At 61.1% G+C, this 13,918-nt stretch carries 15 protein-coding genes; 10 read left to right on the top strand and 5 right to left on the bottom strand.

The window, feature by feature from the left end; translation table 11 throughout:
* Positions 1-212: 212 nt before the first annotated feature.
* Complete coding sequence (gene paaY, locus FH061_RS28345) at positions 213-815, bottom strand: phenylacetic acid degradation protein PaaY (RefSeq protein WP_151639191.1); 603 nt, start codon at positions 813-815, stop codon at positions 213-215.
* A gap of 298 nt (positions 816-1,113) precedes the next feature.
* Between paaY and FH061_RS28340 the strand changes: the two genes are divergently transcribed.
* Both FH061_RS28340 and paaZ read left to right on the top strand, forming a co-directional pair.
* Positions 1,114-1,737, top strand: a complete 624-nt coding sequence (locus tag FH061_RS28340) for a TetR/AcrR family transcriptional regulator (protein ID WP_151639190.1) — start codon at positions 1,114-1,116, stop codon at positions 1,735-1,737.
* An 81-nt stretch (positions 1,738-1,818) separates the two neighbouring features.
* Positions 1,819-3,879 carry a phenylacetic acid degradation bifunctional protein PaaZ gene (gene paaZ, locus FH061_RS28335; RefSeq protein WP_151639189.1) on the top strand — a complete coding sequence of 687 codons (2,061 nt, stop codon included), beginning with the start codon at positions 1,819-1,821 and terminating at the stop codon, positions 3,877-3,879.
* Between the two features lie 127 nt (positions 3,880-4,006).
* Here paaZ and paaX read toward each other — a convergent pair whose 3' ends face one another.
* Positions 4,007-4,939, bottom strand: coding sequence for a phenylacetic acid degradation operon negative regulatory protein PaaX (gene paaX / locus FH061_RS28330; RefSeq protein ID WP_151639188.1), 933 nt, complete (start codon positions 4,937-4,939; stop codon positions 4,007-4,009).
* A gap of 196 nt (positions 4,940-5,135) precedes the next feature.
* Here paaX and paaA point away from each other — a divergent pair, with 196 nt between their 5' ends.
* The 8 genes from paaA to paaK all read left to right on the top strand — a co-directional run bounded on the left by paaA (position 5,136) and on the right by paaK (position 11,697).
* Entirely contained in the window at positions 5,136-6,137 is a 1,002-nt protein-coding gene (gene paaA, locus FH061_RS28325) for a 1,2-phenylacetyl-CoA epoxidase subunit PaaA (RefSeq protein ID WP_151639187.1), read from the top strand.
* Between the two features lie 43 nt (positions 6,138-6,180).
* Positions 6,181-6,465: a 1,2-phenylacetyl-CoA epoxidase subunit PaaB gene (gene paaB / locus FH061_RS28320; RefSeq protein ID WP_151639186.1), complete on the top strand. Its 285-nt coding sequence runs from the start codon at positions 6,181-6,183 to the stop codon at positions 6,463-6,465.
* 21 nt (positions 6,466-6,486) lie between these two features.
* Complete coding sequence (paaC, locus tag FH061_RS28315; RefSeq protein WP_151639206.1) at positions 6,487-7,242, top strand: 1,2-phenylacetyl-CoA epoxidase subunit PaaC; 756 nt, start codon at positions 6,487-6,489, stop codon at positions 7,240-7,242.
* A 19-nt stretch (positions 7,243-7,261) separates the two neighbouring features.
* Positions 7,262-7,789, top strand: a complete 528-nt coding sequence (gene paaD, locus FH061_RS28310; RefSeq protein ID WP_151639185.1) for a 1,2-phenylacetyl-CoA epoxidase subunit PaaD — start codon at positions 7,262-7,264, stop codon at positions 7,787-7,789.
* 52 nt (positions 7,790-7,841) lie between these two features.
* The gene (gene paaE, locus FH061_RS28305) at positions 7,842-8,918 is read left to right on the top strand and encodes a 1,2-phenylacetyl-CoA epoxidase subunit PaaE (RefSeq protein ID WP_151639184.1); all 1,077 of its coding nucleotides are present in this window, start codon (positions 7,842-7,844) and stop codon (positions 8,916-8,918) included.
* An 85-nt stretch (positions 8,919-9,003) separates the two neighbouring features.
* Positions 9,004-9,795 (top strand): 2-(1,2-epoxy-1,2-dihydrophenyl)acetyl-CoA isomerase PaaG, encoded by a 792-nt coding sequence (gene paaG, locus FH061_RS28300; protein ID WP_151639183.1) that lies wholly within the window; start codon positions 9,004-9,006, stop codon positions 9,793-9,795.
* A 52-nt stretch (positions 9,796-9,847) separates the two neighbouring features.
* A complete protein-coding gene (gene paaI, locus FH061_RS28295) occupies positions 9,848-10,327 on the top strand; it encodes a hydroxyphenylacetyl-CoA thioesterase PaaI (protein WP_151639205.1) in 480 nt (159 codons plus the stop codon).
* Positions 10,328-10,368: 41 nt separating this feature from the next.
* A complete protein-coding gene (gene paaK / locus FH061_RS28290) occupies positions 10,369-11,697 on the top strand; it encodes a phenylacetate--CoA ligase PaaK (RefSeq protein ID WP_151639182.1) in 1,329 nt (442 codons plus the stop codon).
* A 54-nt stretch (positions 11,698-11,751) separates the two neighbouring features.
* On the opposite strand, the gene FH061_RS28285 is transcribed toward paaK, so the two are convergent.
* The 3 genes from FH061_RS28285 to FH061_RS31355 form a co-directional block, all read right to left on the bottom strand.
* The gene (locus FH061_RS28285) at positions 11,752-12,291 is read right to left on the bottom strand and encodes a DUF2231 domain-containing protein (RefSeq protein ID WP_151639181.1); all 540 of its coding nucleotides are present in this window, start codon (positions 12,289-12,291) and stop codon (positions 11,752-11,754) included.
* 190 nt (positions 12,292-12,481) lie between these two features.
* The gene (locus tag FH061_RS28280) at positions 12,482-13,489 is read right to left on the bottom strand and encodes an SDR family oxidoreductase (protein WP_151639180.1); all 1,008 of its coding nucleotides are present in this window, start codon (positions 13,487-13,489) and stop codon (positions 12,482-12,484) included.
* 249 nt (positions 13,490-13,738) lie between these two features.
* Positions 13,739-13,918 (bottom strand): hypothetical protein (locus tag FH061_RS31355; RefSeq protein ID WP_225984948.1); only part of this gene is annotated, 180 nt, incomplete at its 5' end.

Raw genomic sequence — 13,918 nt, 5'->3', positions numbered from 1 at the left:
CTTTTGTGCCATTTACCGTGCCGCTTGCCGTATCCTTTCCTTGCGGATCTGGCGTTTCGCGGCACGGCAGGCCAATTCTAGCAGCGTCTTGGGAATAATCTAACTATTCTGTATTAACGGAGTGGTTCGGCTAAAACAAACCTGTAGCCGGCGAGATGCGCATCACGAGGCCGCTCCCGGTAACCCGCTTCCACCGGCGGCCGCTTCTGCCGTCATTTGCGTTTTGCTGCAATCAGCGGCTGGACTTCCGGCGCCTTCAGGCGCGGCCGGTCCGATTCCACCTGCGACAGCGGTGCGACTTCCTCCATCGTTGCCAGGCAGCGTCTGGCCAGGTCCTGATAGGTCAGCGTGCCTTCCAGCTTCCAGGCCATCTCTTCCTCGCTCAACTCGCGGATCACCTTGGCCGGTACGCCGGCTACCAGGGAGCGCGGCGGGACCCTCATTCCTGCGCGCACGAAAGCGCTGGCGGCGATGATGGATTTCTCTCCCACTTCAGCCTCATCCATGACGACCGCGTTCATGCCCACCAGGGCGTCGCGCCGCACCACGCAACTGTGCAGCACCGCGCCATGGCCGATATGGCCGTTTTCCTCCACCACCGTGTCCGCCGACGGGAATCCATGCACCACGCAGGTATCCTGCACGTTCGCGCCGCGCTGCAGGATGATCCGGCCGAAGTCGCCGCGCAGCGACGCGCAAGGGCCGATATAGCACTCCGGGCCGACGATGACGTCGCCGATCAGTACGGCGGTGGGATGGACATAAGCCGTGGGGTCGACCACCGGAACCACGCCTTCAATCGAATAGCAGGGCATTCAAGTCTCCTTTTGTCTTCTTGTCCGCCTGACCTCCTGTCCGTCTGCGCTGCGCGCACCCGGCGATTCATATCGCCGGCCGGCAGGGCGGCTGGGCATTGGCATGGCGTGCCACGCGCAATTCCCTGAATCAATCCGGATCGGCTTGATACGGGCGAGGCGCGACAAACATCGCCATACTAGTATTGACCGACCGGTCGGTCAATACTAGTATGCGAGTGATCTTTGAACATTGCCAAAGTGCGGTGGCCGGCAAGGAACGGCCGCGCACCCATGGAGCACAGGAGACCGAGAACGTATGGCAAGAGGCAGGGCGCCCGGGTATGACGACCAGCGGGACATGATTCTTTCGCGCGCCGCGCAACTGTTTGCGCAGCGCGGCTATCCGGGCACCTCCATGAACGAGGTGGCGGAAGCCTGCGGCATGTCGAAGCCGTCGCTCTACCACTATTTCCGCGACAAATATGCATTGCTTGTCACGATTGCCGAAAGCCATGTCGAGCACCTGGAGACGGTCGTCATGGAAGTCATGGAAACCAAGGCGGATGCCAGGGCGCGGCTTGAAAGGCTGATCCTGCGGTTCGTGGAGGAATATGCCGAAGCGCAGCATGCGCACCGGGTCCTGACCGAGGATGTGCGGTTTCTGAACGACGAAGACCGCGAACGCATCCTCGACCGCGAACGCAGGGTGGTGGGGGTGTTTTCGGACGCGATCCGCGCCCTCCGTCCCGACATCGATCAGGCTCGGCTGGCCACACCGCTGGCCATGCTGCTGTTCGGCATGATCAACTGGATGTTTACCTGGCTCAAGCCTGACGGTGCGCTCAACCATGCGGCGATGGCCCCGGTCGTCGCCGACCTGTTCTTCGGCGGCATCCCGGCGGTACGCATGCCTGGGGCCGACGCCGAAAAGCTTGCCTGATGCATCCGCAACGATAAAAAACAGAGTGCTGCGGCATCCAGCAGCGCCATTCCCAATCAATTCAATTCAGGAGAATGTTCGATGGCACAGACAGCAGGAACCCCCACACTGCAAAGCTTGATCGCCGGCCGCTGGATAGGCGCGCAGCCCGGCCAGATGCTGGCCAGCGCAATCGACGGCCGCGCGGTCGCCCATACGCATGCCGAATCGCTCGATTTCGCCGAAGCCCTGGCCTATGCCCGCGGCACCGGCATCAAGGCCCTGATGGCCATGGATTTCCAGGAGCGCGCAGCCCGCCTGAAGGCGCTCGCGAAATACCTGGGCGAGCGCAAGGAAGAACTGTACGCCATCTCGCATTACACCGGCGCTACCCGCACCGACGGCTGGATCGATATCGAGGGCGGCACCGGCACCCTGTTCGCCTATGCCGGCATGGGCTCCAACGAACTGCCTTCCGGCAACCTGATTCATGAAGGCCCGCCGGTCCAGCTCGGCAAGCAGGGCAACTTCTTTGGCTCCCACATCCTGGTGCCGCGCGGCGGCGTCGCCGTTCATATCAATGCCTTCAACTTCCCGGTGTGGGGCTTGCTGGAGAAATTCGCGCCGACTTTTCTTGCTGGCATGCCGTGCATCGCCAAGCCGGCGACGGCGACCAGCTACCTGACGGAGGCCATGGTGCGCATGGTGCAGCAATCCGGCATCATCCCCGAAGGCGCGCTGCAGCTGGTCATCGGCAGCACAGGCGACTTGCTGGACCGGCTTGACGGCTTTGATATCGTCACCTTCACCGGCTCGGCCGACACGGCAGCCAGGCTGCGCGCGCATGACAACCTGATCCGCAAGGGCGTCCCCTTCAATGCGGAAGCCGATTCCCTCAACTGCGCGATCCTGGCGCCCGACGTCACGCCGGATGATGAGGAGTTCGACCTGTTCGTCAAGGAAGTGGCCAGGGAAATGACAGTCAAGGCCGGCCAGAAATGCACGGCGATCCGCCGCGCCATCGTGCCGCGCCAGCATCTGGATGCCGTCGCGCAGCGCCTGCGCGAACGGCTGGCCAAGACCGTCATCGGCGATCCCTCGCGGGAAGGCGTGCGCATGGGGGCGCTGGCTTCCCTGTCGCAGAAGGCGGACGTGGCCGAGCGCGTCGCCCAGCTGGCGCAGGGCAACGAAATTGTGTACGGCGAGCGCGACGGCTTTGCGCCGGTCGGCGACGGCGTGGCCAACGGCGCCTTCTTCGCGCCCACGCTGCTGCTGTGTAGGGATGGGATGCGCGACGAGCGGGTGCACGACATCGAAGCCTTCGGGCCGGTCAGTACCCTGATGCCTTATGAAGACATCGATGAAGCGCTGGCACTGGCGGCCAAGGGCAAGGGCAGCCTGGTGGGAACGCTGGTCACGCGCGATCCGAAGATCGCCGCCAGGGCCATCCCGATGGCGGCGGTGCATCACGGACGCCTGCTGGTGCTGGACCGCGAGGCGGCCACCGAGTCGACCGGACACGGTTCGCCGCTGCCCATGCTCAAGCATGGCGGTCCGGGCCGCGCCGGCGGCGGCGAGGAGCTGGGCGGCATCCGCGCGGTCAAGCATTATCTGCAGCGTGCCGCGGTGCAGGGCTCGCCGACCATGCTGAGCGCCGTCACCGGCGAATACCTGCGCGGCGCCGCGGTCAACGAATCGGAAGTGCATCCGTTCCGCCGCTATTTCGAAGACCTGCAGATTGGCGATTCGCTGCTCACGCACCGGCGCACGGTGAGCGAAGCGGATATCGTCAATTTCGGCGGCATTTCCGGCGATTATTTCTACATGCACTTCGACGAGGTTGCGGCCAGGGACACGCAGTTCGGCAAGCGCATCGCGCATGGCTATTTCGTGCTGTCAGCCGCGGCCGGCCTGTTCGTGTCGCCGGCGCCCGGACCGGTGCTGGCGAATTACGGACTGGATACGCTGCGCTTCGTCAAGCCGGTGGGCATCGGCGACACGATACAGGCGCGCCTGACGGCCAAGCGCAAGATCGACCGCCGCAAGACCGATGCCAAGGGCGTCGGCCAGGGCGTGGTGGCGTGGGATGTCGCGGTGACCAACCAGGATGGCGAGCTGGTGGCCAGCTACGACATCCTGACGCTGGTGGCGAAGCGCGCCTGATCGTGCATGTTGTCCGCGCCGGAGCCATGTCACTGCCGGCGCGGGTAGCTGGCACCGGAACCGACATGAACGGCGACATGGAGGGCAAGCCGGACGGATATGCCGCAGCCTGCCGCCTGGACCGGTCCTATACCAATCCGCCGAAACGATGATAAAAATAGGGCGCCGCTTCGCGCACACTGTCGTCCTCCCTGCCCAGCGTGGCAAGGATATGGATCTCGGCCGCCGCAAAGGTCGCCTGATAGATATCGTGGCACAACTGGTAGGCAGTCTTGCCAGGCCATTTCTCGGGGAGAAGTTCCAGCGGCAGAAGCGGATCGTGCAGCTGGACGCGGCGGAATTCATGGATCAGCAGCGTGCGCAGCATGTAGGCTTGCAGAGGCTCCAGTTCCGGACTGGCGTCCAGCAGCCTCGGCACGCCGCCGAAGAATTCAATGAAGCGCTCGTATTCGGCAATGACCATGCCCATCTCCCAGCACTCATTGACCAGGTCGCGCAGCGGCCTTGCGGACGGCAGCTCGGTTTCGCTTGCCTGGCAGGCGAAGACGGCGCCCTGTACACCCACGCGCCTGAGGACGTCATCGAGGATCTCGGCATCATTGCCGGGGCGCGCGAATACCGAGGGAGCGATCATGCCGAACCCCTGCCACAGCAACTCCTTGCGCAGGTCGCTGCGCTGTTCCGCCGTCATGGCGCCGGACGTTGCGAACAGCAGTGTCCATTTGCCATTCCAGTCATGGTGCGACGGCGAATAAATGCGCTGATAGGCCCGTTCGAAGCGGCGGGCCGAGCCCGGATTGAGGCCATACTGGCTGCGCCGGCCTTCGCGCCGCGCGTCGAGCCAGCCTTCTTCCGCAAGACGGAACACGCTGGTGCGCACCAGGCGGTCGTTGATCCCGAAAGGCGCCAGCAGTTCGATCAGACTGCCCAGCCATACCTGGCCGCCATGCGGCGTGATGATGTCGCCGAAGAGCGTCATCACCAGCGACTTCGCACGCGGCGGATTCGTTTCCAGATATTGGTCCAGCCATTTCTTTATCGACAGGTTGTTGGCAGGCATGGCAAGTATGGATTGGAAATTGGGTAATGAATACGAGGCTGCAAATGATAACGCCAGTTAAGACCGGCACTGCATGGATTGCCGGAAAACAAATTATGTTGACATCAGCAATACGATACACAAAAATCATTTACATTCGACTTACCGTATCATATGATGAATGCAATCGGGACAACCAGCATTGGAGAGGTGCCTCATGTACGCACAGTTAGTCGATACCGGCAGCAAGAAACTTCGTTCTCTTGACGAGATGTCGCCCGAAGAGAGCGCCTTTCAGCAGCGCGTCGATGAAGGCATCAAGATCGAGCCCAAGGACTGGATGCCCGAGGGTTACCGGAAGACCCTGGTTCGCCAGATTTCCCAGCATGCGCATTCCGAAATCGTTGGCCAGCTGCCCGAAGGCAACTGGGTGACGCGGGCGCCTACGCTCAAGCGCAAATCCATTCTTCTGGCCAAGATTCAGGATGAGGCGGGGCATGGCCTTTACCTTTACTCCGCCGCCGAGACCCTGGGCGTGTCGCGCGACCAGATGGTGGCCGACCTGCACTCCGGCAAGGCAAAGTATTCCAGCATCTTCAACTATCCCACGCTGACCTGGGCCGACATGGGCGCCATCGGCTGGCTGGTCGACGGCTCGGCCATCATCAACCAGATTCCGCTGTGCCGCTGTTCCTACGGTCCTTATGCCCGCGCGATGATCCGCGTCTGCAAGGAAGAGTCTTTCCACGCAAGGCAGGGCTACGACATCATGATGTCCCTTTGCAAAGGCACGCCGGAACAGAAGCAGATGGCGCAGGATGCGCTGAACCGCTGGTGGTGGCCGTCGCTGATGATGTTCGGTCCTTCCGACGCGGAGTCCGTCAACAGCGCCCAATCGGCGGCATGGCGCATCAAGCTGTTCTCCAACGACGAACTGCGGCAGAAGATGGTCGACCAGACCGTGCCGCAGGCCGAATATCTGGGCCTGACCATTCCCGATCCCGACCTGAAGTGGAATGAGGAAACCGGGCATTACGAGTTCGGCAAGATCGACTGGGAAGAATTCACCAACGTCATCAAGGGCAACGGCCCCTGCAACCGCGAACGCCTGCGCACCCGCGTCAAGGCTTACGAGGACGGCGCCTGGTTCCGCGAAGCCCTGGTGGCGCACGCGGAAAAGCAGGAGCGCCGCAAGGCCGGCGAGCAGCGCGCCGCATAACGCCGGGATAACGTCGACATAGCGACAAGATCAGGAGACAGACATGAGCAAGGAATGGCCCCTCTGGGAAATCTTCATCCGCAGCCAGCATGGCCTGGCCCACAAGCATGTGGGCAGCCTGCACGCGCCGGATGCGGAAATGGCCGTCAACAATGCACGCGACGTCTACACCCGCCGCAATGAAGGCGTCAGCATCTGGGTGGTGAAAGCTTCCGACATCGTTGCCAGCAGCCCGGGCGACAAGGGTGTGCTGTTCGAGCCCGCCAACAACAAGGTGTACCGCCATCCGACCTTCTTCCCGATGCCGGAAGAAGTCAAGAACCTGTAAGCACCACGGCGGAGACGAATGATGGCGGATCAAAAATTCGAATACCTGCTGCGCCTGGCGGACAGCGCCATGGTGCTCAGCCAGCGCCTGTCGGAATGGTGCGGCAAGGGCCCGGCGCTGGAAGAGGACATGGCGCTGACCAATGTCGCGCTCGACCTGATTGGCCAGGCCCGCTTCTGGTACACCTATGCCGGCGAGATCGAGGGCAAGGGCAGGGATGAAGACCAACTGGCTTACCTGCGCGATGCGCCCGACTTCCGCAACCTGCTGCTGGTAGAACAGCCCAACGGCAGCTATGCCGATACGCTGGCAAGGCAGTTCTATTTCGACGCCTGGCATTTCCTGCTGCTCAGAGAGCTGGCCGCTTCCAGCGACGAGCGCATTGCCGGCATCGCCGGCAAATCGATCAAGGAAGTCGCCTACCATGTGCGCCGCAGCGGCGACCTGATCGTGCGCCTGGGCGATGGCACCGAGCAAAGCCATCGAATGATGCAGGACGCGCTCGACGATCTCTGGATGTACACCGGCGAGATGTTCAAGGCCGATGCCGTCGAGCAGGCAATGGCCGAGCAGGGCGTTGGACCGGATATCGCCTCGCTGCGCGAGCCCTGGCTCAAGCATGTTTCCGAGGTATTCGAAGAGGCCACGCTGACCCTCCCGCCCGTGGATGCATGGATGCAGAAGGGCGGCAAGCAGGGCGTGCATACTGAGCACCTTGGTTATTTGCTGGCGGAAATGCAGTTCCTGCAGCGCGCCTATCCCGGCGCAAGCTGGTAGGTCGGCCGAAGGAAGCGCAATGAACACGATCGAGTCCGCAGGCACGCAGCAGGTCTGGCAGTGGCTGCATCAAGTCGGCGATCCCGAGATTCCTGTGATCTCGGTGGTCGATCTGGGCATCGTGCGCGATGTCGCCATGGCCGAGGACGGCGAGTGCGTCGTTACCATCACGCCGACCTACAGCGGATGCCCGGCCATGTTGGTGATCGCCGATGCCATTGGCGAAACGCTGCAAAAGAACGGCGTGCAGCGCTACCGTATCGAGACCCGGTTGTGGCCGGCATGGACGACCGACTGGATGTCGGAGGACGGCAGGCGCAAGCTGAAGGAGTACGGCATTGCGCCGCCGGTCGGCCGCGCGGTGCAGCATCAGGTGATCGATATCAGCGCGCTCAGCCGCAGGCGCGGCGCCGAACCGGCGATCGAATGCCCGAGATGCGGCTCATTCAATACGCGCCTGAGCAGCGAGTTTGGTTCGACATCCTGCAAGGCGCTGCATGTCTGCAACGACTGCCATGAGCCTTTCGATTATTTCAAATGTCATTAGGCCTTGCCCGGCGCCTGCCGGGTATGGAGCCTGATTGGGGGAGCCGTCTTTCATGAGCAAGTTTCATCCGCTTACCGTCGCCAGCGTAAAGAATGAAACGCGCGACACCATTGTCGTCACGTTCGATGTGCCGAAGGAGCTGGAACAGGACTACCGCTATATCCAGGGGCAGCATCTGACCCTGCGCGCCCGCATCAACAACGAAGATGTGCGGCGTTCCTATTCCATCTGCTCCGGCGTGCATGACCGTGCCTTGCGCGTGGCCATCAAGCGGGTGCAGGGCGGCGCCTTTTCCACCTGGGCCAATGACACGCTCAAGCCGGGAGCGGTAATCGAGGTCATGCCGCCGATGGGCCATTTCCATGCGCCGCTGGCGGCGGAGAACAAGCGGCATTATCTCGGCTTCGCCGCAGGCAGCGGCATCACGCCCATGCTGTCCATCATCAAGACCACGCTGCTGACCGAACCGGGCAGCAGTTTCACCCTGCTTTACGGCAATCGGGCATCCTCTTCGGTCATCTTCAAGGAAGAACTGGCGGAACTGAAGGACCTTTATCTCGACCGTTTCAAGCTGGTCTACGTGATGAGCCGGGAGCAGCAGGATATCGAACTGTTCAACGGACGCATCAATCGCGAAAAATGCGAGCAGCTGTTCAAGAGCTGGATAGCGCTGGAGGATGTCGACATGGCGTTCATCTGCGGCCCGGAACAGATGATGCACGAGGTGTCCGAGGCATTGCAGGCCAACGGCCTGCCCAGGGAGCGCATCAAGATCGAGCTGTTCGCCGCCAGCGTGCCCAAGCGTGCTCATGTGCCGCACGTGCATCCTGTCGTAGGCAGACAGGACTGCGAAGTCACACTCATCATCGATGGTGCGCACGTCAATTTCACGATGGAAAAGGACAAGGAATCGGTCCTTGATGCCGCGCTCAGGCAGGGCATTGAAATGCGCTATTCCTGCAAGGCCGGCGTATGCTCGACATGCCGCTGCAAGGTGGTTGACGGCAAGGTCGACATGGATGCCAACTATGCGCTGGAGGACTACGAAATCGCTCGCGGCTTTGCCCTGTCATGCCAGAGCTTTCCGGTGACCGACAAGCTCGTGATGGATTTCGACCAGGATACCTGAGACCGGCCGGATGCTGCCGCGACCAGCGCGCCAGGCCGACGTCAATGCGAATAACACGAATAACACAGCCAAACCAGGAGACAAGATGGACTACCAGAACATCCGATTTGAAGTCGATGCGGGCATCGCCCGGCTTACGCTGAACCGCCCTGACAAGCTCAACAGCTTCACCGCCGCGATGCACCTGGAAGTGCGCGAGGCGCTGGAAAAGCTCAAGGCGGATGCTTCGGTGCGGGTGCTGGTGCTGACCGGCGCAGGCCGGGGCTTCTGCGCCGGTCAGGATCTTGCCGACCGGGCGGTGGCTCCGGGCGGCGCGCCGGCCGATCTTGGCGAGTCGGTCCAGAAATATTATGGCCCCCTGGTCCTGGCGCTGCGCAGTCTTCCGATTCCCGTCATCTGCGCCGTCAACGGCGTGGCGGCCGGCGCCGGCGCCAATCTCGCACTGGCAGCCGATATCGTGATCGCCGCGCGCTCGGCATCCTTTGTTGAAGCCTTCTGCCGCCTCGGCCTGATCCCGGATACCGGCGGCACGTATTTTCTGCCGCGCGCCATAGGCACGGCGCGTGCGATGGGACTGGCCATGCTGGGCGACAAGCTGAGCGCCGAACAGGCGGAAAGCTGGGGGCTGATCTGGAAATGCGTTGACGATGAAGCATTTGCCGAAGAGGTCAACAAGCTCGCGCGGCACTTCGCCTCGGCGCCGACGAAAGGCCTTGCCCGCACCAAACAGGCAATCTATGCCAGCCCGCAGAATTCCCTTGCCCAGCAACTCGATCTCGAACGCGATTTCATGCGCGAGCTGGGATACAGCCAGGATTACCGCGAAGGCGTCACGGCATTCATGGAAAAGCGCGCGCCCAATTTCAAGGGCGAATGAATGCGCGGCGTCCGCGCCTGAAAGAAGACGGAAAACCGAGGAGACCACCTTGATGGATGACATGCAGCGCACCGCCGACGCCCAGTCACTGGCCGAAGCCGCCGCCGAAGCCATGTATGCACGCGACGAGGCATCGAAGTCGCTCGGCATGCGTATCGTCGGCATGGCGCCGGGATATGCAAAGCTGACCATGCCGGTGCGGCCGGACATGCTCAACGGCCACCAGACCTGTCACGGCGGCTTCATCTTCGCACTCGCCGACAGCGCCTTCGCCTTCTCCTGCAACAGCCACAATCTCAATACCGTCGCCGCCGGCTGCTCCATCGAATACCTTGCGCCGGGCCGGGCAGGCGACGTTCTCACCGCCGAAGCCGTGGAGCAGGTGCGCAGCGGAAAGACCGGCGTCTACGATGTCACGGTGACCAATCAGGATGGCAAGCGCATTGCGCTGTTTCGCGGCAAGTCGCATCAGATCCAAGGAGAAGTCTTGCAGGGATTGAATGCCGCCAATCCGCAAGCCGGTACACGATAAATCCGCACGACCCCAGCAAGGACCCATATAAGGAGACCGTCATGCCACAACGTACGCCGAGCCCTGGCGATCTTGAACACATAGAACGGGCCAGCAAGGATGAACTTCAGGCGCTGCAGCTGGAACGCCTGAAGTCCTCGCTCAAGCATGCCTATCAAAACGTGCCGCATTACCGCGCCTCGTTCGATGCTGCCGGCGTACATCCGGACGACCTGAAGACGCTGGCCGACCTGGCGAAATTTCCCTTCACGAACAAGAAGGATCTGCGCGATAACTATCCGTTCGGCATGTTCGCGGTGCCGCGCGAGAAAGTCGTGCGGGTGCATGCGTCCAGCGGCACGACCGGCAAGCCCACCGTGGTGGGCTACACCCAGGCCGACATCGATACCTGGGCCGATCTCGTTGCACGTTCCATACGTGCAGCCGGCGGACGCGCCGGGGATATCTGCCATATTTCCTATGGATATGGTTTATTCACCGGCGGACTCGGCGCGCATTACGGCGCGGAGCGCCTGGGTTGCACCGTCATCCCGATGTCGGGAGGCCAGACGGAAAAGCAGGTGCAGCTGATCCAGGACTTCAAGCCGGACATCATCATGGTCACGCCGTCCTACATGCTGAATATCATCGAGGAATTCCAGCGGCAGGGACTTGATCCTGCGGAATGCTCGCTCAAGGTCGGCATCTTTGGTGCCGAACCCTGGACCAACGCCATGCGTACCGAGATCGAGGCCCGGGCCGGCATCGATGCGGTGGACATCTACGGCTTGTCGGAAGTGATGGGGCCGGGCGTGGCGAGCGAATGCGTGGAAAGCAAGGATGGCCCGGTGATATGGGAAGATCACTTCTATCCAGAAATCATCAATCCGGATACCGGTGAAGTCGTTGCCGACGGCGAAGAGGGCGAACTGGTGTTCACCTCATTGACGAAGGAAGCGCTGCCCATTATCCGTTACCGTACCCGTGATCTGACACGGCTGCTGCCGCCCACCTCGCGCTCCATGCGGCGCATGGACAAGATCACCGGCCGCTCCGATGACATGCTCATCATCCGTGGCGTCAATGTCTTCCCGTCGCAGATCGAGGAGCTCATTCTCAAGCAGCCGAAGCTTGCGCCGCAGTACCAGCTGGTGCTTACCCGTGACGGTCATCTCGACAAGCTGGAAGTGGTGGCCGAACTCCGCCCGGAACTGTCGGGGCAGATTTCCGTGCAGGATACCGAGGCGCTTTGCGGCGAATTGCAGCACCAGATCAAGACTTACATTGGCGTCACCACGCGCGTCAGCATACTGGCCAGCGAGAGCATCGAACGTACACTGACAGGCAAGGCCCGCCGCGTCGTCGACAAGAGACCGAAGCAGGCCGCCTGAAAGAATTGCCGCTGGCCGTGCCGAGGCACTGGCGCAGCCAGCGGATGGGACTCATCAATTCATGTACGGCCCGCTCGCGGGCACTCTTTCTTCCTGTCCAAGGAAGAAGTGATGCATGGCTTCATCTCCCGGCGCCTTCAATTCCGGAGTGGGATCGATCGGGCTCACTCCCTCCACCCGCATACCTTGCTCATAGACCAGGCGTCCTCCGAACCAGCCGGAAATCATGACTGCGGCCGCCGCAATCGCGGACAACGCAACCGACCCTCCCTGGTGATCGGGCGTGTTTTTGCGGCTCATTACATTCACCGCGGTGACCGCAAGCGCACCTATGTTAAGCATTGCATGCGTATTGGCAGTTCGTTTCACATCGGTTTCCGGCTTGATCGCCATATAGTCGACTGCACCTGCGGCGCCCGCCGCCAGGCCGCTGACCAAGCCTCCCACGAGACTGTAGTAGGCGGCATTGGAATACGATTCCTTGCCTGTCGTGCGGTGCATGGCATCGAGAATAAGTCCGAACGGAATCAGCGCGGCCGGAGCCACGATCATCATGGGATGCAGGGGATGGCCTGCAATGGTGGATTTGGGCATGAACTTCTCCTTTGAGGAATTGATTTTTTGGTAAGTGCTCCAGAAATAGTCATGCCCGCAGAAAGTTGGTTCCCCAGGCGTATGGCTAGCGTTCTTCCAAAGTCAATGTTCGTGCACGGAGCGCCGCGGAGAATATCTTCGGACGGTAGCTGTGGCTGCATGCGAATCCGAAGTGCACGACGATCGAACGTCAGTGCCGGCGCCGGGGCCATAGCGCAGCGGCGGCCGCGGCGGCGCCAGCGACCAGGGCGAGACTGACCGCCGGATGGGTGATCGCATTGGTGTACCAGCTTGATTCCTGCACATAGGCGGTCCTCCCGCTGCGCTCATCAAGGTCGCGCTGCGGCTGGTAAAGATTATGAGGCGGCTGCTCCTCAGGCGGTCGGTCGGTTTTCTGCAAGGCGAACATCACCATTTCCATTGCCTTGTCCACAAGCCGTGGAGCCTGATATGCGGCGGTGGCAAGCAGCTTGCCGGCCGATCCCACATAAATATCCCGCTTGGAATGTTGGGCCGCATAAAGAATCGCCTTCGCTACCGTCTCGGGCGCGTACATGGGAGGAGGAAGTTTTGGCATCCTGTCCAGATAGTTCTTTGCGTGCACCGGAAACATCGTGTCAATGGAGGAAGGCGAGATGAGAGTGATGGAAACAGGAAAGTTTTCAGCGGCGGCCTCAACGCGCAGTGAATCGGTGTACCCCTTTACCGCATGCTTGGCTGCGGAATAGTAGCCATGCAGAGGGGCAGCGCGGTCGGCAAATGCGCTGCCAACATTGATCAATGCGCCGCCATGCGTCTTCAGATGAGAGAGCGCGACCTGCGACCCATGTACCGTGCCCCAAAAATCGGTATCAAAAAGACGTTGCCTGTCCTCGCTGATGACGTCGGTAACCTTGCCGAAGACGCCAACGCCGGCATTGTTTATCCATGTATCAAAGGTGCCGAAACGTTCAATGGCTCTTGCCGCAATGACTTTGACATCGGCGATGAGGCCGACATCGGCAGTAACATACATCGCCTCACTTCCCTGAGAACGCAGTTCCTCCACCAACTGCTGCAAAGCGTCCTCATTGCGTGCCGCAAGGACAAGCCTCGCGCCGTGAGCGGCAGCCATGCGAGCCGTCGATAAGCCGATGCCGCTCGTGGCTCCGGTAATCACGACGACTTGATTGGACAGACTCTTCAAACGCAAACCCATAAATGTCTCCTGGTTAAGCCGATATCATCGGGCCAGCCATCTGGCCATAGGCGCATTAACGAATAGGCTTGTCAAGTCGGCAAAAGTTCTGAAGATTCAAGTTCCGCAGTTAGCTGTGCTGAACGCTTGATACTCATGCGGAGGGAGACGTTGCAATGTCCAGGCAGGCGAGCTGTTTCGCTAGATTTGCCAACGAGTCCGCACCCGGTTTTTGCACATCTTGTAGGAGTCTTATAACTCGACTTTTCACTAAGGAAATTCTGCAAGACGTTGCGTTCCAAGAACACGAAAAAAGATTTGCAGACCGACGAAGCCTTTGCTATAGTTCGGCTCCCGTCGCGAAACGCAGCAAACAAAGCGAAGCGCGGCAGGGACAAAACGGTGCAGCAGGAGTCGCAATATCGACCCTTGAAGCCCGCCAGCCGGACC

The sequence above is a fragment of the Noviherbaspirillum aerium genome (assembly GCF_008929045.1).
GTDB lineage: Bacteria > Pseudomonadota > Gammaproteobacteria > Burkholderiales > Burkholderiaceae_D > Noviherbaspirillum > Noviherbaspirillum aerium.
Note: the sequence above shows the minus strand (reverse complement) of the source record. Positions and strands in the feature narration are given on the sequence as shown.